The 19,647-nt window shown below is 62.3% G+C and carries 16 protein-coding genes and 1 pseudogene; 14 read left to right on the forward strand and 3 right to left on the reverse strand.

The window, feature by feature from the left end:
• The first annotated feature begins 52 nt into the window (after window positions 1–52).
• The 3 genes from C1M53_RS14630 (at window position 53) to C1M53_RS14640 (ending at window position 3,458) form a co-directional block, all read left to right on the forward strand.
• Window positions 53–1,087, forward strand: coding sequence for an extracellular solute-binding protein (locus C1M53_RS14630; protein ID WP_129412904.1), 1,035 nt, complete (start codon window positions 53–55; stop codon window positions 1,085–1,087).
• Window positions 1,088–1,271: 184 nt separating this feature from the next.
• Window positions 1,272–2,699, forward strand: a complete 1,428-nt coding sequence (locus C1M53_RS14635; protein WP_129412905.1) for an amidase — start codon at window positions 1,272–1,274, stop codon at window positions 2,697–2,699.
• Between the two features lie 75 nt (window positions 2,700–2,774).
• On the forward strand, window positions 2,775–3,458 hold the full coding sequence (locus C1M53_RS14640) for a TetR/AcrR family transcriptional regulator (RefSeq protein ID WP_129412906.1): 684 nt from the start codon (window positions 2,775–2,777) through the stop codon (window positions 3,456–3,458).
• Between the two features lie 55 nt (window positions 3,459–3,513).
• On the opposite strand, the gene C1M53_RS14645 is transcribed toward C1M53_RS14640, so the two are convergent.
• Entirely contained in the window at window positions 3,514–4,437 is a 924-nt protein-coding gene (locus C1M53_RS14645; RefSeq protein WP_129412907.1) for a sugar phosphate isomerase/epimerase, read from the reverse strand.
• A 228-nt stretch (window positions 4,438–4,665) separates the two neighbouring features.
• Between C1M53_RS14645 and C1M53_RS14650 the strand changes: the two genes are divergently transcribed.
• The 11 genes and pseudogenes from C1M53_RS14650 to C1M53_RS14700 all read left to right on the forward strand — a co-directional run bounded on the left by C1M53_RS14650 (window position 4,666) and on the right by C1M53_RS14700 (window position 16,149).
• Window positions 4,666–5,043 carry a hypothetical protein gene (locus tag C1M53_RS14650; RefSeq protein WP_129412908.1) on the forward strand — a complete coding sequence of 126 codons (378 nt, stop codon included), beginning with the start codon at window positions 4,666–4,668 and terminating at the stop codon, window positions 5,041–5,043.
• 196 nt (window positions 5,044–5,239) lie between these two features.
• Window positions 5,240–6,571: an extracellular solute-binding protein gene (locus tag C1M53_RS14655; RefSeq protein WP_129412909.1), complete on the forward strand. Its 1,332-nt coding sequence runs from the start codon at window positions 5,240–5,242 to the stop codon at window positions 6,569–6,571.
• A gap of 77 nt (window positions 6,572–6,648) precedes the next feature.
• Complete coding sequence (locus C1M53_RS14660) at window positions 6,649–7,533, forward strand: ABC transporter permease subunit (RefSeq protein ID WP_129412910.1); 885 nt, start codon at window positions 6,649–6,651, stop codon at window positions 7,531–7,533.
• Window positions 7,534–7,547: 14 nt separating this feature from the next.
• A complete protein-coding gene (gene ugpE / locus C1M53_RS14665; RefSeq protein WP_129412911.1) occupies window positions 7,548–8,444 on the forward strand; it encodes a sn-glycerol-3-phosphate ABC transporter permease UgpE in 897 nt (298 codons plus the stop codon).
• A gap of 13 nt (window positions 8,445–8,457) precedes the next feature.
• Window positions 8,458–9,579 (forward strand): sn-glycerol-3-phosphate ABC transporter ATP-binding protein UgpC, encoded by a 1,122-nt coding sequence (gene ugpC, locus C1M53_RS14670; RefSeq protein WP_129412912.1) that lies wholly within the window; start codon window positions 8,458–8,460, stop codon window positions 9,577–9,579.
• Window positions 9,580–9,661: 82 nt separating this feature from the next.
• Window positions 9,662–10,147 (forward strand): hypothetical protein, encoded by a 486-nt coding sequence (locus C1M53_RS14675; protein WP_129412913.1) that lies wholly within the window; start codon window positions 9,662–9,664, stop codon window positions 10,145–10,147.
• A 223-nt stretch (window positions 10,148–10,370) separates the two neighbouring features.
• Window positions 10,371–10,625: an acyl carrier protein gene (locus C1M53_RS14680; RefSeq protein ID WP_129416179.1), complete on the forward strand. Its 255-nt coding sequence runs from the start codon at window positions 10,371–10,373 to the stop codon at window positions 10,623–10,625.
• A complete protein-coding gene (locus tag C1M53_RS14685) occupies window positions 10,622–11,794 on the forward strand; it encodes an acyl-CoA dehydrogenase family protein (RefSeq protein WP_129412914.1) in 1,173 nt (390 codons plus the stop codon). Before C1M53_RS14680 ends, C1M53_RS14685 begins: the two co-directional genes overlap by 4 nt.
• Before the next feature lie 3 nt (window positions 11,795–11,797).
• Entirely contained in the window at window positions 11,798–12,706 is a 909-nt protein-coding gene (locus tag C1M53_RS14690; RefSeq protein WP_129412915.1) for an amino acid--[acyl-carrier-protein] ligase, read from the forward strand.
• A gap of 8 nt (window positions 12,707–12,714) precedes the next feature.
• Window positions 12,715–13,682, forward strand: a pseudogene (locus tag C1M53_RS14695) (DUF1839 family protein).
• Between the two features lie 67 nt (window positions 13,683–13,749).
• Window positions 13,750–16,149: a glycoside hydrolase family 2 protein gene (locus tag C1M53_RS14700; protein WP_129412916.1), complete on the forward strand. Its 2,400-nt coding sequence runs from the start codon at window positions 13,750–13,752 to the stop codon at window positions 16,147–16,149.
• Between the two features lie 47 nt (window positions 16,150–16,196).
• Here the strand turns inward: C1M53_RS14700 and C1M53_RS14705 are convergent, their stop codons facing one another.
• Together C1M53_RS14705 and C1M53_RS14710 are read right to left on the reverse strand one after the other, a co-directional pair.
• Window positions 16,197–18,035, reverse strand: a complete 1,839-nt coding sequence (locus C1M53_RS14705) for an alpha/beta hydrolase (RefSeq protein WP_129412917.1) — start codon at window positions 18,033–18,035, stop codon at window positions 16,197–16,199.
• A gap of 41 nt (window positions 18,036–18,076) precedes the next feature.
• Window positions 18,077–19,591 carry an oligosaccharide flippase family protein gene (locus C1M53_RS14710; RefSeq protein ID WP_245488551.1) on the reverse strand — a complete coding sequence of 505 codons (1,515 nt, stop codon included), beginning with the start codon at window positions 19,589–19,591 and terminating at the stop codon, window positions 18,077–18,079.
• Window positions 19,592–19,647: the final 56 nt, after the last annotated feature.

A 19,647-nucleotide genomic window follows, 5' to 3' on the forward strand; every position in this document is an offset into this window, starting at 1 on the left:
CGCGGCGAAATGGGCCCGAAACCGACCGGGTCCCAAAAAGGGAGAAATGTGCATGAAGCTGAAAATGGCAGCCGCAGCGCTTGGCTTGTCGCTTCTGGCAGGGGCCGGTTCGGCCCACGCCGCAGGCGTGCTCAACATCTACAACTGGGGCAACTACACCAGCCCCGAACTGATCAAGAAGTTCGAGAAGCAATACGACGTCAAGGTCACCGTCACCGACTACGATTCCAACGACACCGCGCTCGCCAAGGTGCGCCAGGGCGCGTCCGGCTATGACATCGTCGTGCCGTCGGCCAGCGTGATCCCGATCTGGGTAAGTGAGGGACTGCTGCTCGAAACACGCCCCGACCAGATGGAGAACTTCAAGAATGTCGATCCGCGCTGGGTCGACGTGCCGTTCGACCCGGGCCGCAAATACACCGTGCCCTGGCAGTGGGGAACCACCGGCATCTCGGTCAACAAATCCGTCTATTCCGGCGACATCAACACCTCGGCGATCTTCCTCGATCCGCCGCCCGAGCTGGCGGGCAAGATCAATGTCGTGCCCGAGATGGGCGACATCCTGTATTTCGCCATCACCTATTTCGGCGGCAAGTTCTGCACCGAAGACAAGGCGCTCCTGAAGAAGGTGCGCGACAAGCTGGTCGAGGCCAAGGCGAAGTGGCTTTCGCTGGACTACGCTGCCGTCGATGGGCTCGGCCGCGGCGACATCGCCGCCGGCGTGAACTGGAACGGCATCTCGCTGCGCCAGCGACTGCAGAACAAGGACATCACCTACGGCTATCCGAAGGAAGGTTATCCGATCTTCATGGACAATGTCGCCGTGCTGAAGGACGCCAAGAATGTCGAGAACGCCAAGCTGTTCCAGAACTTCATCATGGATCCGGAAAACGCGGCGATGATCTCGGCTTTCGCCCGCTATGCCAATGGCATCAAGGGCTCGGAGAAGTTCATGCCCGCCGACATGAAGGATGCACCGGAGGTTAATATCCCCGCCGAGTTCCTGGCCAAGGGCGAAGTCATGCCAATCTGCCCGCAGCCGGTGCTGCAACTCTATACCAAGATCTGGACCGACATCCAGAAATAGCGCCCGTCACCAGCCAGTTCCGGGCGCCAACTGCGCCCGGACAGCCATCGCTGGAGCGTTTCCGTTTCTCACGGAAACACTCCAACTCCTTGTTTTCACGCAATTCCGGACGGAAACCGCACACACTTTTCCTGGAATTGCTCCCAGACCACGATCGCGATCGTCCGATCGCCGGAGACCACGCATGTCCGATCTCGACCTTTGCTACATGCCGGCCAACAAGGCGCTGCAGCTGTTCAGGGCCAAAAAACTTTCGCCGGTGGAGTTGATGCAAGCCACCATCAGGCGCGCCGAGGCTACGAAATCCTCGATCAACTGCCTGACGTTCACCTATTTCGATCAAGCCATGGCGCTCGCGAGGAAGGCCGAAGCCAAATATGCCAGGGGCGCCAGGACCGGCGCGCTCGAAGGCCTGCCGATTGGCATCAAGGACGAGAGCTACATCAAGGGCAAGCCGACCTCGCATGGTTCGCTGCTGACCCAGGGCGCCGTCAGCGGCCACACCTCCACGATCAACGAGCGCATCATCAAGGCCGGAGGCATCGTGCATGCGCGCACGGCAACGCCCGAATTCAGTTGCGCCGGCTACACCTGGTCCAGGCGCTGGGGTGTCACCCGTAATCCCTGGAATCCGGACTTCACGCCCGGTGGCTCTTCAGGCGGTTCGGGTGCGACGCTTGCCGCGGGCACGTCGGCGATCGCGACCGGCTCCGACATCGCCGGATCCATCCGCATTCCAGCCTCGGCATGCGGTCTGGTCGGCTTCAAGCCGCCCTATGGCCGCAATCCGGACGAGCCGCCCTTCAACCTCGACTTCTACTGTCACACCGGGCCGCTGGCGCGCAACGTCACCGACGCGATCCTGCTGCAGAACGTCATGACCGGACCGAGCCCGCTCGACATCTCCACATTGCGCCCGAAGCTGAGGCTGCCGCTCGACTACAAGCCGATCAAAGGCTGGCGGATCGCTTTCTCCATGGACCTCGGCTCCTTCGAGGTCAGCCCGGACGTGCGCAAGAACACGCTGGAAGCCTGCGAGGTGTTCCGTTCGCTGGGAGCGACGGTGGAAGAGGTCGATCTCGGCTGGGGCGACGAGGTGCTGAAATCCGGCATGGCTTATCTCGAGCATATCTTCGGCGCGTCACTCGCCGGGCTGCTCAAGGAGCACGGCAACGACATGACGAGTTATGCGCGGCAATTCGCCGAGGACGGACAGAAATCGAAGGCGACCGACTTCGTCGGGACGCTGGAAGTGGCGGGCCGGATGTACCAGAGCCTCGGACCCTTGCTGGAAAAATACGACGTCCTGATATGCCCGACCAACGCATTGCCGGCCGTAGCTGCCGAATTCGATCACTCGAAGGACACGGTGCAGATCAACGGCAAGACGGTGAACCCGTCGCTCGGCTGGGTGATGACCACGCCGTTCAACATGCTGAGCCGCTGTCCCGTTGTTTCGATGCCGTCTGGCCGGGCGACAAATGGCGTGCCGACTGGCATCCAGATTGTCGGTCGCACCTACAGCGATGCCGATGTATTCCGCGCGGCAATGGCCTATGAAACGGCTCGGGGCCAATGGTACGACGGCGCTGCGACGCGCCCGTCGCTGTGACGGCGGCTGGCCGCGAAAGGAATGAGCCGGCGTCGGGCAGGGTCGCCCCTCGCCGGTGCAGGGGACTGAAGCAAGATGGCACAAGGCAAGGCAGTCACCGCTGACATGCAGGCAAGCGTCGTCGCCGAGCGCCCGGCGGGCACGGGGGACCGTCGGCGTCAACGCGGCGAGGCCAGCATTCAGCGCATCATCGATGCAGCCATCGACCTCATCGCCGACGAAGGCCTGTCCAGCCTGACCATGCAGGCCATTGCCAAACAGGCGCGGGCCTCCAATGCGCTGGTGGTCTTCCATTTCGGCAACAAGGAGAACCTGCTGCGCGCGGTGCTGCAATATCTCAGCGATCAGTATGACGCGCTGTGGACCAGCATGGTGCGCGCGCCCGATCTGTCAGCGGTGCAGCGCGTGACGGGAGCAGTCGAATGCGGGCGCAGGTTTGCGCGCCAGCACCCCAAATGGGTTTCGGTCTTCGTCATCTTCGGCAGCGACCGCAAGAGCATGCAGATCTACAAGGAAATCGGACTACCCGGAGACCTGGCCTACAACGCGGAAGCCAGCGACTTGCTTGCCGAGATCGTGCGGCTCGGCGACTATACCGGCGTCGATCCAAGGACACTGGCGGAAAGTCTCAACTACATCGTCCAGGGGGCCTGGTATTGGGGGCACCTCAATCCCCCCGATCGCGAGTCCGAGATTCCAGCCAAGACGATCGCCACGCTGCTGCACCATGCTTTCCCACGGCATTTTGCCTCGGCATGAAGATGAACGAAGTGCCCGCAGATGACTATCTGAGGGCACTGCTCAGGCCTACAGCTCAGGCCGCGGCGGCGGTGCGTACGAAACGAGCCTTCTCGGCAAGCTGCCTGGTGGCATCGACCGTGTCCTGGGCGGCGTACCAGTAGCGTTCCTTCAGCTCGATGTTGAACAGAACCCCATCCGGGAATTCGCATTCGGTCATCAGTCTGTCCCAGGGTATATCGCCCCAGCCGACCGGCAGATGAAGGTCGCCGTGACCGTAGGCGATGCGTTCGCCATCGGTGAACATCCAGATGTCGTCCTGGCGGCCGAAGCTGTCATGAACGTGGAGATGGCGGGCATAGGGTGCCAGCGCCTTCACCTCCTCGACAAATTCGTCACGACGTCCGTCGAAATCGAGTTTCAGGTAGGCGTGGCTGAAATCGAGCGTCGCCATGACGTTCGGATGGTTGATCGCACCGAGTTCCGTGGCAAGCCGGGACGGCGAGGCAGCGAGCGCCTTGCCTTCGTAGCCGGCGAACAGGGTCTCGACGCAGAGGATCAAGCCATGCTGGCGGGCGACGTCACCGCTCTTGGCCAGCCACTCGCGCTGGCGCTGGTAGCCGGCTTCGACACCGTCGGCCTGCTGCATCGGCATCAGGCCGGAATGAATCACGTAATGCTCGGCGCCGACCTCGGCAGCCACTTCCAGCGACGCCTGCAGCACCTCGAAATGCCGCGGCAACCGATAGGCCTCGTCCATGAAGTTGATGGCGAGCGGGCCATGCACGGAGTAGACGACGTCGCGGCCGGCGCAGGCGCGCTTCAGGGCGGCAAGCTGCGGTTTCCTGATCTTGCCGCCGACAACAATATCCATGTCGTAGGTCGGCAATTCTATCGCCTCGACACCCAGCTCCTCGATCATGTCGAGCTCTTCGGCGAAGTCCGAAAGATCGTTGGCGCGCTTGTGGGCGGAGATTCCGGTGCCGGTGACGGCTGACATGGGCTTGGTCCTTCAGGCTTGTTGGATCTTGGCCGAGCGGTGCTCGGCAGGCTGTCCGCGACAATGGCGTGCTTTCATGTCCGGCATCTGACCGGCACGTGACACTTCGCTGACGTGACCTGGGGAAAACCACCGGCTGCCGGCTTCAATCAATGCTCGACAGCAGCCGGCAAATGTCATTGAATCGTCATCCGATCGTCATGGATGAGGATTCGGGCTTTGCGTGGCATGGCTTTGCATTCGGCAGTCCTGGTCGCTTCGCTGCTTGCCGCCGGCGAAACGAGCGCGGGCGATCTCACGTCGGCCGAGCTGAAGAACGAATTGGTCGGGCATTCCATCGCCTGGTGGGAGGACGGTGGCTGGCGTGGCGGCTCCCTGACCCTGGCACCGGATGGCTCCGCCGAGATCACGATTGACAATTCGGGCCGCAATTCGCTCCAGCAGGGCGACAAGGGCCATTGGGCGTTGCGCAATGGCGAACTGTGCACCGTGTGGAGCGAGATCCGTGACGGTGGCGAGAAATGCTACAGCGTACGCCGGGGCGAACGCGGGCGCTTCGTCACCAGTGGCGGCAATGTCTTTGAAATCCGTGATGCCGGTGTCTGAGCCGAAATAGCCGGTCAGCCACGGCCTTCGTCGCACTCTCCATCTCGGAAGCAAATAGAGACTGTTGTCCTGTGCCGGCGGGGATTGTCGTCATTTCATCACGAAACCACAACGCGGCTGTCATGTGATCTCTCTAGGGGAGGCGCCGTAGCGGGCTTTGCGCTCGCACAGCAACCTTCCTGTCTGGAGAGGACGAATGAAACGATTAATCCTGCTCGCGACGACGGCCGTCGTCCTTGCCAGCGGCGCCAACGCCGCTGAACGCACGAAATTCGAATTCTGGTACGGACTGACCGGCGACCTCGGCGAAGTGGTGGCCAAGCACTGCCAGCTGTTCAACCAGTCGCAGGACAAATACGAAGCTGTCTGCACCGGGCAGGGCGGCTACGACAAGGCCGAGCAGAACACGATCGCGGCCTATCGCTCCAAGCAGCATCCGACGATCGTCCAGATCTATGACGCCGGCACCGTGAACTTCATGCTGTCGGGCGCCATCTATCCGGCCACCAAGTTCGCCAAGGACTACAAGCTCGACATCGACTGGAAGTCCTATTTCCCGGGCATCGCCAACTACTACGCCACCTCTACCGGTGAGATGTGGTCGTTCCCCTACAATTCCTCGACCGCCGTCTTCTACTGGAACAAGGAAGCCTTCGCGAAGATCGGCAAGACCGAAGCGCCGAAGACCTGGGCCGAGTTCGGCGAAGACCTGAAGGCGATGAAGGCTGCCGGCGTCCCCTGCGGTTTTGCCTTCGATTTCGATTCCTGGATGGACCTCGAACAGTTCTCGGCAACCAATTCGATTCCGCTGGCCACGCTCGACAACGGCTATGGCGGTCTCGGCGCCGAACTCGCTTTCAACAAGACCGCCTTCGTCGGCCATATGAACGATTTCAAGTCCTGGCTCGACGCCGGCTATGCCAAGATCCAGACCAAGCAGATGGGCAAGGACGTGGTCCAGGCGTTCGCCGATGGCACCTGCGCCGCCACCATCACCTCGATCGCCAACCACGGCACCGTGCACAACACCCAGTCCAAGGACCTGAAGTGGGACGTTGCCATGATGCCGGTCATCGATGCGGCCAAGCGCACCAATTCGATGGTCGGCGGCGCATCGCTGTGGGTCATGGAAGGCAAGTCGCCGGCAGAATATGAAGCCGCCGCGGCTTTCCTGAAATACGTCACCGCTCCGGACACCGGCGAGAAGTACATCGCCGAAAACACCGGCTACATCCCGGTCACGACCAAGGGCTACGAGCTGCTCAAGGCTGACGGCTTCTACAAGGATCCGAAGCGCGTCAACCGCGATATCGCGATCGCTTCGCTGACCGCGTCGGACGTCACGCCGTTGTCGCGCGGCATCCGTCTCGGCAACTTCACCTCGATCCGCGCCGAGCTGCGCTCCGAGCTGGAAGCCGCCTTTACCGGCCAGAAGGACATGCAGACCGCCATCGACGCAGTCGTCGAACGAGGCAACCAGATCCTGCGCCGCTACGAGCAGACCTACAAGGGCGTCGCTCTGCCATAAGCAGGCCAGACCTTATCCGGGCGTCGCGGCTTGCCGCGGCGCCCCTTTCACAAACATGAGCGGCAAGGAGCATCCGCATGGAAAAGCGTGCGACTTTCTCCAATCTGTGGCTGGCGGCAGCCTTCATCGCTCCGCAGATGCTTCTGATCTTCGTTTTCTTCTACTGGCCGTCCGGTGAGGCGCTCTACTGGTCGCTCACCCTGGAGCCGCCTTTCGGCGGCAGCAACCAGTGGGTCGGCCTGCAGAACTTCATGACCGTGTTCGAGGACCCGAAATACTGGAACTCGGTGCGGGTTTCGTTGACGTTCGCCTTTTCGGCCACGGTGCTTTCGCTTGTGATTGCCGCGTTGCTCGCGCTCTTCGTCGATCGCCGCTTGCCCGGCCACCAGGTCTACAAATTCACCTTTTTCCTGCCCTACGCGCTGGCCGCGCCTGCCGTCGGCCTGGCGTTCCGCTTCATCTTCTCGCCGGATGCCGGCTTCGTGTCGGTCATCAACCATGCCTTCCCAGGTCTCTGGAACCCGGCACTGAACGGTTATGATGCCTTCACCCTCATCGTGCTGGCGCAAAGCTGGAAGATGGTGGGCTACAATTTCATCTTCTTCCTGGCGGCCCTGCAGTCGATTCCGCGCACGATCTCGGAGGCAGGCGCCATGGACGGCGCCAGTGTGCTCAGGCGGATGTGGGACATCCAGCTGCCGCTGATCACACCGACACTGTTCTTCCTGATCGTGATCAACATCACCGACAGCTTCGTCGACAGTTTCGGCATCGTCGACATCACCACATCCGGCGGCCCGGCGCGGGCGACCGAACTGATGGTCTACAAAATCTACACGGACGGCTTCCAGGGCAAGGACTACTCGCTCGCCGCCGCACAATCGATCGTGCTGATGGCGCTCGTCATCGCACTGACCTTCATCCAGTTCCGCTTCGTCGAGCGGCGCGTCCACTATCGCTGAGCGGAGGCCTGGCCGTGATCGAACGCACCCCCGTCCTCGATTTCTTCACCCACGCGCTGCTCATCCTCAGCTTTGTGGCACTGCTGATCCCGTTCTGGATCATCTTCGTGGCTGCGAGCCATGATTTTCACACGGTGAACCAGGTGCCCATGCCGCTGATGCCTGGCGGCCATTTCTTCGAAAACATGGCCACCGCCTGGGAGCGCGGCAATTTCGGCCGGGTGATGCTGAATTCCATCATCGTCGCCGGCGGCGTCACCATCGGCAAGATCGTCATCGCCGCGCTTTCGGCGTTCTCGATCGTCTACTTCCGCTACAAGCTCCGCATGGTGATGTTCTGGCTGATCTTCATCACCCTGATGCTGCCGCTGGAAGTGCGCATCGTGCCGACCTATGCGGTGGCAGCTGACGCGTTGAGACCATTCAAGGCGATCTTCGGACTGTTCGGGGTCTCGGTCGGTCTGCCGGAGTGGAACCTGCTCAATTCCTATTCAGGCCTGATCCTGCCGCTGATCGCCACTGCAACCGGTACATTCCTCTACAGGCAGTTCTTTCTCACGGTTCCCGACGAATTGACCGAAGCGGCCAAGATGGATGGCTCGGGTCCGGTCCGCTTCTTCCTCGAAGTGCTGATGCCGCTCTCCAAGACCAATATGGCCGCGCTCGCCACCATCATGTTCGTGTGGTCATGGAACCAGTATCTGTGGCCGCTCCTGGTGGTGACCGACCAGTTGAACTTCGCCACCGCCACCATGCAGCTCCAGAAGATCGTGCCCGGACCGGTATTCGGCGAGCCGCCGATCTGGAACGTTGCCATGGCCGCCAATCTGATCGTGCTGACCCCGCCGGTGCTGGTCACCATTTTCCTGCAGCGCTGGTTCGTGCGCGGCCTCATCTCCACTGAAAAATAAGGGACGACATCCCATGGCCGAAATCACCTTGCGCGACGTGCGCAAATCCTACGCCAAGAACGAGGTCGTGCATGGCGTGAACCTCGATGTCGCCAGCGGCGAGCTGATCGTCATTCTTGGGCCTTCCGGTTGCGGCAAGTCCACACTGCTGCGCATGGTGGCCGGTCTGGAATCGATCACCTCGGGTGAGGTCGCCATTGCCGGCCGTGTGGTCAACAAGCTGGAGCCGCGCGAGCGCGGCTGCGCCATGGTGTTCCAGAACTATGCGCTTTATCCGCATATGTCGGTAGCAAAGAACATAGGCTACTCGCTGAAGATCGCCGGACTGCCGAAGGCCGAACGCACCGAACGCGTCAACAAGGTCGCGGCCACGCTTGGCCTGACCGATTTTCTCGAACGCAAGCCGGCCCAGCTTTCCGGTGGCCAGCGGCAGCGGGTGGCGATGGGTCGCGCCATGATCCGCGAGCCGAAGGTGTTCCTCTATGACGAGCCCTTGTCCAATCTCGACGCAACGTTGCGCGTCGCCATGCGCGTCGAAATCCGCAAGCTGCACCAGCGGCTCGGCGCGACAACCCTGTTCGTGACGCATGATCAGGTCGAGGCAATGACCCTGGCCGACCGTATCGTCGTGATGAACAAGGGTGGCATCGAGCAGGTCGGAACGCCGAGCGAGGTCTACGGTCGGCCGGAAACCACCTATGTCGCCAATTTCATCGGCTCGCCCGGGCTCAATCTGCTGAAGGGTGCCGCTCATCCCGACGAGGGTGTCATCAAGCTGCCGGATGGCCAGCAGCTCGCCTATGATCGCAACCAGTGGCCGGAGATCGGCCATGGTCCGGTGATTGCAGGCTTCCGTGCCGAAGCGGTGAAATTCGGTTCAGGTCCGCTTTCCGCGCGCTTCGATTTTGCCGAAGAGCTCGGCATCGCCAAGCTGCTGCATGGCTCGTTAGGCGGACAGACGATGATCGTACACGTCGCGACACGTGCCGATCTGCAACCGGGCCAGCCGTTCTTCTTTTCGGTCGATCCCGCTGATATCCAGCTGTTCGACGCCGACAGTGGTCGACGGCTGGGAGAGGTCAGGGTGCCTGCTGTCGCAGGGAAACAGGCGGCGCCGGTGCAGATCACCGCTTGATGGAGGGATACCTCCTTCGGCTTACCTGCAATTTACGAGATACCGCTAGGCTTGCTCGCGTCCGATTCGCGAGGGAAGCGCCGTGAGCAAGATCGTTACTTCATTCGCCGTGGTTGCGGTGTTCTCCGCCTTGCTGATGGCGCTGAGCCTGGCGGTGGCGCAGCACGGCTATCCGTTCGGCGCCATCGGCGTGAAGCGGCTGGACGACATTGCGGATGCAACGACCTTCCTACCGCTCGCCGCGCTCTATTTCTTTTCGGCCATGTTGATGATGGTGCTGCCGCTACGCGCGGCGAGCATCGTTCTGCTCAATGCCGCCGATATCATCGTCTGGGCCGTCGTGGTGCTGTTCGCCAGCATTGTCGGATCGCTGGCGGCGCGCTGGGCCTTCGGCCAAGGCAGCGCGCTGTGGGCGCTGTGGAACTGGCGCTTCCTGTTCGTCGCGGCAGTGGTGGGCTGTCACCTCGTCATGAACGAGTTGAGGCGCAACGTCCTGCTGCGCAGCCTCTTCCTGGTCGTTTTCGCGGCGGCGACGCTCGCCTGCCTGTTCTGGTCCTTCACGCTTTGAACCGGGTCCGTCGCAAGGAACGCTCCAACACCTGAAGCTACGCACACCGTACTTGCCGAAATCGATTTCGATTTTCGGGCCGATGCGCTAGCTTGAAGGTTCCGGCGCGTGCGGGTTTACAGGCTATTATCCATTCCCGTTCATGCGATTTTATTGCGGTTAATTTAGAGGGAGGGCGAGGATAGCGCGTTCCTTCTTGGGTAGGGTGAGTATCGTGGGCGATGTGAAGTCGAAAATTCGTGAAATTCTGGCCGCGCGTGGCGGTTTGCCGGGTGGGATCGAGACGCTCGGCGACCAGTCGGACCTCTACGCGGCGGGATTGTCTTCCTTCGCCTCGGTTCAGATCATGCTGGCTCTGGAAGAAGCGTTCGATCTCGAATTCCCGGACTCGCTGCTCAACCGCAAAACATTCCAGAGCGTCGATGCGATCGCCGCGGCCGTAGAGGGCATCCTCAACGGGGCCACGGCGGCAGAATGAACGCGCCGGCCAGCACCCGTCTTGCCGAACGCGCCGGCCGCGTGGCGGCGGTCGCCGCCGCTCATGCCGATGACGTCGACATCAAGAGCCGCTTTCCGCAAGAGGCCGTCGATGCCATGCGGCTCGAACGGCTGCTCTCCATCCAGATCGCCAATGAGCTCGGCGGTGAGGACGCCACGATATCGGACGTTGCCGAGATCTGCTCGCTGATCGGTCAGTCCTGCGCCTCCGCGGCCATGGTTTTCGCCATGCACCACATCAAGCTCTCCAGCCTCGTCTCGCACGGCTCGGAGAGTGACTGGCATCAGGCTTTCATGCGTCGTGTCGCCGACGAACAACTGCTGCTGGCCTCGGCCACCACCGAAGGCGGCATCGGCGGCAATCTGCGCAACAGCATCTGCGCCATCGAAGTGAACGGGGCCGATTGCCATCTGGAGAAGGACGCCACGGTCATCTCCTATGGCGAATATGCCGACGCCATCCTGATCACCTCGCGCGCCAATGCCGAGGCGGCTTCGACCGACCAGGTGATGACGGTGTTCGCCAAGGATCAGTACACGCTGGAGCGTACCCAAGTCTGGGACACGCTCGGCATGCGCGGCACCTGTTCGGACGGGTACCTGTTCAAGGGCGATGCACCCGCGGTGCAGATCCTGCCGAAGCCCTTTGCCGAGATCGCAGCGCAATCGATGCTGGCGACGTCGCACCTGCTGTGGAGCGCCGTCTGGTACGGCATCGCCGTCAATGCCATGGCGCGCGCGCAGGGTTTCGTGCGCGCAGCCGCTCGCAAGAGCCCCGGCGCGCCGCCGCCCGGCGCGTTGCGGCTGGCCGAGGCGTCCAGCCTGCTGCAACTCCTGAAATCCAACATCATCGCCGGCCTGCGCGAGTTCGAGGCGGCGAAGGCCGATCACGATCGCCTGTCCTCGATCGGTTTCGCGGTGGCGATGAACAACGTCAAGATCGGCTCGTCCGAGACGATCCTCACCATCATCAACCATGCCATGCTGGTGTGCGGTATCCTCGGTTACAAGAACGGCACGCCCTACAGCCTTGGCCGCCACCTGCGCGATGCGCACTCGGCGCAGTTGATGATTTCCAACGACCGTATCCTCGGTAACACGTCCAACCTCCTGCTTGTGCACAAGCAGGACACGAGCCTGATGGGGTAAGCCATGGACCAGCAAACCTCGCTTCTGGACAGGTTGTTCGAGACCGGCCTGCTCATCGAAACCGGTGTCGAAGGGCTTTATGGCCGCAGCGGTCGCTTCGAGGACATCATCACCCGTTTCGAGGCGCTGATCGACAGCGTTGGTGGCGGCGACGGCGCCGAACCGATCCGTTTCCCGCCCGGCATGAACCGCGCCCATTTCGAGGGCAGCGGCTACATGAAAAGCTTTCCGCAGCTCGCCGGTACGATACATTCCTTCTGCGGCAACGAACTCGACCACATGAATCTCCTGCAATGCATGGAGACGGGCGAGGACTGGACCAAGACCCAGGAAGGCACCGACATCGTGCTGACGCCCGCGGCCTGCTATCCGCTCTATCCGACGGTGGCCAAACGCGGTGCGTTGCCGGAGGGCGGCGGTCTGTTCGACCTGCAATCCTATTGTTTCCGGCGCGAGCCGTCCAACGACCCTGCGCGCATGCAGCTTTTCCGCATGCGTGAATATGTGCGCATGGGCACGCCGGAACAGGTGATGGCATTCCGCAACGACTGGATGGAGCGCGGCAAGGCACTGATGGCTTCAATCGGCCTGCCTGTCGAAATCGATGTTGCCAACGATCCTTTCTTCGGGCGTGCCGGGCGCATGATGAAGAACAACCAGCGCGACCAGAACCTGAAGTTCGAACTGCTGATCCCGATCACCTCGACCACCAAGCCGACGGCCTGCATGAGCTTCAACTATCATCAGGATCATTTCGGCAAGGGCTGGGAAATCAACACGGCCGATGGTGAAGTCGCCCATACCGCGTGCGTCGGCTTCGGGCTGGAGCGCATCGCGCTGGCGCTGCTCAACCACCACGGCCTCGATATCGACGCCTGGCCGGCGCCGGTTCGCAAGACCTTCGGATTCTGATCTTGGCGCTGCCGACGGTCTTTGCCGGGCTCGACCCTGCCAGCTACAAGCCACATGCGCTGCACCAGGCGGAGCGCATGTGGCCCGAAACCAATTGTTATGTCGATCTGTGGATCGAGACGCTGCACGCCTTCGGCAGTGAGCCGGAGGCGATGCTGGGTTTCTCGCTGACGCAGGATTTCGAAGGCGACCAGTTCACCTTCTTCAAGGTGCCGCTGGAAGATCTCGAGGCATTGTACGGCATCCGTTGCACGGAGCTCGCCATCTACGACCGCGTCGAGGCGCATGTCGAAGAGCAGCTGAAGCGCGGCCGTCTGTGCCTTGTCGAGATGGACAGTTTCTACATGCCCGACACGCATGGTGTCGGCTACCAGCATGAGCATGGCAAGACGACCGTCGCGATCAACCGTCTCGATGTCGCCAGCCGCAGCATCGACTACTTCCACAATGCCGGCTTCTTCCGGCTGGAAGGCGATGATTTCGACGGCTTGTTCCACATGAACGACGGGCCGGAGGACCTGCCATTCCTGCCTTATACGGAATTCGCCAAGTTTCCGGCGCAACGGCCCGCGCACGACCATCTGCATTCGTATGCCGAGCGGCTGGCAAGACAGCATTTTGCGCGTCGGCCGGCCGACAATCCGGTGGCAGCCTTCGCCAGGATTTTCCCCGGCCAGGTCGAAAAGCTGGCGGAGCGGCCATTCGATTTCTTCCACAAATATCGTTCAACACGCTGCGCCAGCTCGGCGCGAATTTCGACCTGGCCGCAAGCCATCTCGACTGGCTGCGTCCCGACGGTTCTCTGGGCGATGCGGCCAGTCATGCGCGGCGTATTTCCGAAGTCGCCAAGGCGACGCAGTTCCAGGTGGCGCGCGCCCTGGCGCGGCGCAGGTTCGAGCCCTTGGCCACCGCTCTCGATCCGGCCGTCGAGGCCTGGGACGCCCTGATGCACGGCCTGGCCGGCAGGTTAGGCTAGAAGCGTTGTGGGCGCGGATACTCCCGTACATGGCAGCCGGAGCCGCTTTCTGGAGCAGGGTTGGCGGATGGTGCTCACGCCTGCTGGCGCATGGGACAAGCCGCCGCTGGATGTGGGGCCTTTCCAGACTGTGTCAGCGCCTGTTCCCGGTACTGTTGCCGGTGCGCTGGAGCGAGACGGTCAGTTCGAGCGCACCGCGCCGCGACCGCTGAACACGTCCGACGCCTGGTACTTTCTCGATCACCTGGGAGAGTCGCCTGGACCAGCCATGCTTCATTTCGATGGGCTGGCGACGGTCGCGGAAATCTACTGGAATGGCGATCTGCTCCTTACTTCCGGCTCGATGTTCATCGGCCATGACCTGGCTGTCACCTTGACCGGGAAGGACAGGCTGGCCATCTGTTTCCGGGCTCTCGCACCCCATCTGGAAAAGCGGGGGCCACGCGCCCGCTGGCGGCCGCAGATGATCACGCCGCCGGGGTTGCGCCTGGTACGCACCACCGTGCTCGGCTACATGCCCGGCTGGTGTCCGGAAATCCATGCCGCCGGGCCTTATCGCGCGATCCGGCTGGTCCGGCCGGAGAACGGCGAACCGCAGGATGTGCGCGTCGCCGCGACGCTGGATGAGGGCGGGGCCGGCCAGCTGAAGGTAAGCTTCAAGGCGTCCAGTTTGAGGGGCACTGTCCGCCTCATCTGCGCGGGCAGAGAAGTCGAGCTTTCAGGCAGGGACGGGCACTTCGAAGGTCGCCTGTCCATTCCGGATGTCGACGTCTGGTGGCCGCGCACGCACGGAACTGCGGCTCTGCACGATATCGAAATCATCGCGGGCGGCGAGCGTCGCACGATCGGCCGCACCGGTTTCCGGCGGATCGCCGTCGATCGGGGTTCCGACGGTCGGGATTTCGCCCTTCTCGTCAACGGTGTGCGTGTCTTCTGTCGCGGGGCGGCCTGGACCAGCGCCGACATCGTTGACCTTCCCGGTACGCGGGACCGCTACGCACCACTTCTCGAACTTGCGGCCGACGCGAACATGAACATGATCCGCATCGGCGGAACCATGCTCTACGAGACGCCGGAATTCTTCGCACTGTGCGATGAGCTCGGCATCATGGTCTGGCAGGACTTCATGTTTGCCAACTTCGACTATCCGATCGGCGATGCCGATTTCGCGAAGTCGGTGCGCCCGGAAGCGGAACAGTTCCTGCATGGTATTTCGTCATCGCCGTCCTTGGCGGTGCTGTGCGGCGGCAGTGAGATGGCGCAGCAGGCGGCCATGCTTGGGCTGCCGCCGGCATCATGGTCCGGTCCCCTGACGGATGAACTGCTGCCCGGCATTGCAGCCGCGATCAGACCGGATGTGCCCTACGTGCCGAACAGTCCATGCGGCGGGGCGATGCCATTTTCGCCCAGTGAAGGCGTCACCCACTATTACGGTGTCGGCGCCTACTGCCGGCCGCTGGAGGACGCGCGCCGCGCCGGTGTCCGTTTTGCCGCCGAAAGCCTGGCATTTGCCAATGTACCGGAACAGGTCCTGCTCGACAGCGCGTTGCCGGTGCCGGCCGTTCATGACCCACGCTGGAAAGCGCGCGTGCCACGCGATCGTGGCGCGTCATGGGATTTCGAAGATATTCGCGAACACTATCTGGCACTGCTCTACGATGTCGACCCTGCAAGGCTGCGCCGCGAGGATCCGGCCCGGTATCTCGACCTCTCGCGTGCCGTGACAGGCGAGGTGATGGAAGCGACCTTCGCCGAATGGCGCCGTCCAGGTTCCAGCTGCAACGGTGCATTGGTCTGGACGTTCCAGGATATGCTGCCGGGTGCCGGGTGGGGCGTGGTCGATGCCAGGGGCATGCCAAAGCCGGCCTGGTACGCCTTGAAACGCGCCTTTCGCCCGGCGCAGATCATGCTGACGGATGAAGGTACAAACGGCGTCGACGTGCATGTCGCCAATGATGGCGGCACGGACCGCGCGTTCATCGTCGAGATCGCCTGCCTGCGCGACGGGGTGCAGCCTGTGGTGCGTGGCACGCGGACGATCATGGTTCCGGCCCGACGAGGCATCACCTTGCCGGCGACGGATCTGTTCGGCGCTTTTTTCGATACCGCCTATGCGTTCCGTTTCGGGCCGCCTGCGCACAATGTCACGGTTGCCCGACTGAAGGAGGAGGGCGGTCAACGTCTTGTTGCCGAGGCATTTCATTTCCCGCTCGGGCGGACCGAAGCATTGACCCGGGCTGCCTTGACGGCTGTGGTCTCCGAGGATGAAGGGCGCTGGCTGCTGACACTCTCCGCCGATCGTCTGGCCCAGTCGGTTCATATCGAGGTGCCCGGTTTCCGGCCTTCGGACAACTGGTTCCATCTGGCGCCGGGAGATGCGAAGACCGTGCGGCTTGTTGCGCTTGGAAGCGCGGAAAAGCCCGCTGGCAGTGTCAGCGCTCTGAATTCAAGCGCCGTAGGGTTCTAACGCTACCTGGCGCATCGTCGCGCAAATCGAGCCCGACCTTCGGAAAATCATGCGCCGGCCGGAAATGTCGGGGCGTCGTTTACGTGTGTATTTGCACGTGCTCCGTCCGGCTCGCCTGCTTTCAACGCAGCCTGCAGGATGCGTTCGCGTACCACAGCCTTGGCAGCAGGTGGCGAGATGTTGTGGTCGGCATCGGCAATGATATCCAGCGTAGCATTGCCGTAGCGCTTCAACCCTTCGCCGTTCTTGCCGAAATGGAAGCGGAAGCGATCGAGGCCGATATCGGTGGCGCTGTAGATCAATGTCAGCGGCATGTGCCGCAGGGCGAGGCGTTTGAACAGGGCGTGCGTGGCTTCTCCCAGGCGGGCATACTTTGAGACCGGCGCCATCAGCGCCGGCATCATTCCGGCAATGCGCCGGGCGACCTGCTTGCCGATGCTGGTTACGGCACTGCGGACATCGATGCGGCCGGCGAACAGGCGGCGCAGCGTGTCGCCGCTGACCATGCGGCGACCATAGTCTTCAAGGGAGCGGGCATTGTAGCGCAAGGCGTCATCCACCGCCTCGTCCTTGTCCCAGACGAATGTGAAGGGATTGACCAGCACGGCGGCCTTGCAGCGGTCGTCGGCAAGGGCGCTGCGGAAGGCGAGATAGGCGCCGCTGCAGCGGCCGGCGAGCACTGCCAGACCGAGCGCCAATCCATCGAGCAGGTCGAAAGCGGCGATGACGTCGTCAACCTGATAGTCGGTGTACAACGTCTGTTCGGGTGCCCCGACCACCGGTGGACTGTCGCCGACGTCCGCCCCGTCGAAACGCAGGGAAGCCACGCCTTTGGCAGCCAGATAGCGGGCCGTTTCGACGGTCATGCGTGCCCAGCCGGCCTGGCGATCATAGCCGCTTCCGAGGCAGATGACGGTGGCGCCTCGTCTTTGACCACGAGGCTGGCAGAGAACACCGTAGAGGCGATCGTCAGCGCCGAAGCGCAGAGGGGTCTCCACGAAATCAGGACCTTCCAGTCGCGCTGTGCCGGGTACTTCCGATGCCTGCAGGTGCGCTTTCCTGCCTTTTGACTGCGTGGCTGCCTCGGACACCCACCCCACGACCTGACTGATGACCGCGAGTGGCTGTTTGGCGAGTGTCGGGTTTGAAACCAGATCATCGTAGCCGAGATAGGGCAGGCGAGTGACCTTGGCGCCCAGTGCGGCCAGGTGCTTCGAGAGCGCGACTTCCTTGTCGCGTGCCGGCCGCTCCAGCATCATGACGCGGCTTGCCGGTGGCGTTGGCAGTGCTTCGATGTTGAGCTTCTTGATCTCCGCAGCGACTTCGTCGGGCATGACCAGGCCCGCCACCGCGACGTGATCGGCAATGCGTTGATCCTTGCGAAGGCCTAGACCCTCATCCACCATCTTGGACCAGGCAGCCAGCTCGCGCAGATAGGAACGACCGCTGATCACCGGCGCCATCAGCACCGTTGCCTCGACGGTTCCGAGCTTTGGAGCGAAGCTTGCCGCCAGCGTCGCGCCGATGCCATGGCCAACCAGGATCAGCCTGGCGGCGCCGGAGAGGCGGCGCAATTCTTCGGCAGCGCCAAGTACGGCCTTCTCCCAGACGGCGAGACCTTCGGCGAAGTCGCCTCGGTCCAGCGCGTCACCGGTTCCCGGATAGTCGAAGCGCATGCTGGCGATGCCAGACAACGCCAGGCGCTCAGCGAGATCGCGCCAGAGCTTGCGCGTGCACATCTCCTCGAGGCCCCATGGACTGAGAAAAAGGACCGCACTGTCGTACTTCGTGGAATCATGTGCCGCCTCGGCGTACAGCCCGACGGTGCCGCAGAATGTCACGGGCTGGGCTGCGGCCTGCTGCCTGCGACTCCGGTTCTCGGTCATGCCTGGTGCTCGGCTCGATGAAACAGGAACAGAAGGAGCATTCATTTCGAAGCCTGTGAGGTGGAAGGCAGTGGTGCGATCAAACCGAACAACAATCGCGAGATTCGTCCGATGCCCGACGGAAGACGCGATTGCAGGCGATTGATGGCTGCCGCGTCTTCGGATGGTATGGCCGCCAGCAGACGCATTGCAAGCGCATAGACAAGCGCGCCGACCGCTACGCCGACAGCCAGTCCGAAAATCCCCTGCAAGGCGCGTGCTGCCAGATATGCGGCGACACCGCAAGACACAGCAGCCAGTGCGACCTTGAACACGACAAGAGCAAGGCCCGTCGCCTTGCCGTCGAGGGTGATGCGGCTTGCAAGGAGGACGCTCATGATGAGGAAAACGAGACCGCGAACGGTTGCTGCACCTGCAAGGCCCCATGAGGGCACCGCGACAAGGCAGCCGACAACCATCAGCAGCGCACCGATGCTGCTGATGACCAGGCGATCCTTTACCTGGTTCCTCGAGTAGAGATACTGGGTGATGAGCAGCATGAAGACATAGGCTGGCGAGCCGAAAGCCAGGATCGCCACTGCGATGGCAGCTGGCTCGAACGGACTGCCGAAGATGGCGACGACCAGAGGCGAGGCAATTGCGGCCAGACCGATGCAGAGCGGCAGGGTGATATAGGACAGCGAGCGGACCACGGCGGCAAACAGCTCGGCAGAGCTGATGTCGTGCTCGGTTTCGTGCCGTTCGGCATAGAACGGGATCAGGCTTCCCGCCAATTGCACCGGCAACTGTAGCGCAAGGTTCGCCAGAGACAGCGCGACCGCGTAGAAGCCGACATCTTGTGTGTCGCGGAAATGCTGCAGGAAAACCAGCTCCGGTCTGGTCAGGAAAACGGCCGTGATAAGAAATTCGAAGAATAGCAGGAGCGATGTTGCGGCAAGTGTGCGAGCGCTATGCCCGGCCTTTCGGCGCCGGGTCGAAAGAATGCGCAGGGTGTAGATGAAGAACACCGACTGGCCCGCCACATAGCCGATCAGGACGCCTTCGGTGCCTGCAAACAGCGCGCCGGCCAGGACGATTGCAAGCTGCAAAGCCGATGCAATGGCGGTGAAGATGAAGAAGGTGCCGAGACGCTTTTCGCCGATCAGGTAGTTCTTGGTGAAGGAACCGATCGACTGGATGAACAGCAGGGCGATGGCGAAGGCCGCGACACTGGCGGTTGAATTGCTCCATTCGAGGCCGCCGCCTTTCCAGCAGAACAATGCATAAAGCGCCGTCAGCAAGCTCGTGGCTAGAACGACAGGCATGGCCAGAAAAGCGGCGAAACCTCGCCGTTCGTCCGCATCCACGCCCTTGGCTTTCAATTGCGGCAGCAGCCTCAGCAACAGGATTCCCGTGCCAAGTTCGGCCACCAGCGAGCCGGTGGCCGCCACCCAGAGCGCGAAAGCGACAGTGCCGTTGGCAGCGGGGCCGAGCAGGCGTGCGACGATAACCGAGCAGGCGAAGCCGGTGACCAAGAGCAGCATGCCTGCTGCTGCATTGATCAACGAATTCGACATGATGCTTCTGCTCAAGGAGTTCCCCGCAATTGCGCCTCGCTACACCCCGATCCCGT

The organism is Mesorhizobium sp. Pch-S, from assembly GCF_004136315.1.
Classification (GTDB): Bacteria; Pseudomonadota; Alphaproteobacteria; order Rhizobiales; family Rhizobiaceae; genus Mesorhizobium.

Coding starts and splice junctions, on each gene's coding strand:
- C1M53_RS14630 (WP_129412904.1), top strand. CDS start 53: ATGAAGCTGAAAATGGCAGCCGCAGCGCTTGGCTTGTCGCTTCTGGCA.
- C1M53_RS14635 (WP_129412905.1), top strand. CDS start 1,272: ATGTCCGATCTCGACCTTTGCTACATGCCGGCCAACAAGGCGCTGCAG.
- C1M53_RS14640 (WP_129412906.1), top strand. CDS start 2,775: ATGGCACAAGGCAAGGCAGTCACCGCTGACATGCAGGCAAGCGTCGTC.
- C1M53_RS14645 (WP_129412907.1), bottom strand. CDS start 4,437: ATGTCAGCCGTCACCGGCACCGGAATCTCCGCCCACAAGCGCGCCAAC.
- C1M53_RS14650 (WP_129412908.1), top strand. CDS start 4,666: ATGGCTTTGCATTCGGCAGTCCTGGTCGCTTCGCTGCTTGCCGCCGGC.
- C1M53_RS14655 (WP_129412909.1), top strand. CDS start 5,240: ATGAAACGATTAATCCTGCTCGCGACGACGGCCGTCGTCCTTGCCAGC.
- C1M53_RS14660 (WP_129412910.1), top strand. CDS start 6,649: ATGGAAAAGCGTGCGACTTTCTCCAATCTGTGGCTGGCGGCAGCCTTC.
- ugpC (WP_129412912.1), top strand. CDS start 8,458: ATGGCCGAAATCACCTTGCGCGACGTGCGCAAATCCTACGCCAAGAAC.
- C1M53_RS14685 (WP_129412914.1), top strand. CDS start 10,622: ATGAACGCGCCGGCCAGCACCCGTCTTGCCGAACGCGCCGGCCGCGTG.
- C1M53_RS14690 (WP_129412915.1), top strand. CDS start 11,798: ATGGACCAGCAAACCTCGCTTCTGGACAGGTTGTTCGAGACCGGCCTG.
- C1M53_RS14700 (WP_129412916.1), top strand. CDS start 13,750: ATGGTGCTCACGCCTGCTGGCGCATGGGACAAGCCGCCGCTGGATGTG.
- C1M53_RS14705 (WP_129412917.1), bottom strand. CDS start 18,035: ATGACCGAGAACCGGAGTCGCAGGCAGCAGGCCGCAGCCCAGCCCGTG.
- C1M53_RS14710 (WP_245488551.1), bottom strand. CDS start 19,591: ATGTCGAATTCGTTGATCAATGCAGCAGCAGGCATGCTGCTCTTGGTC.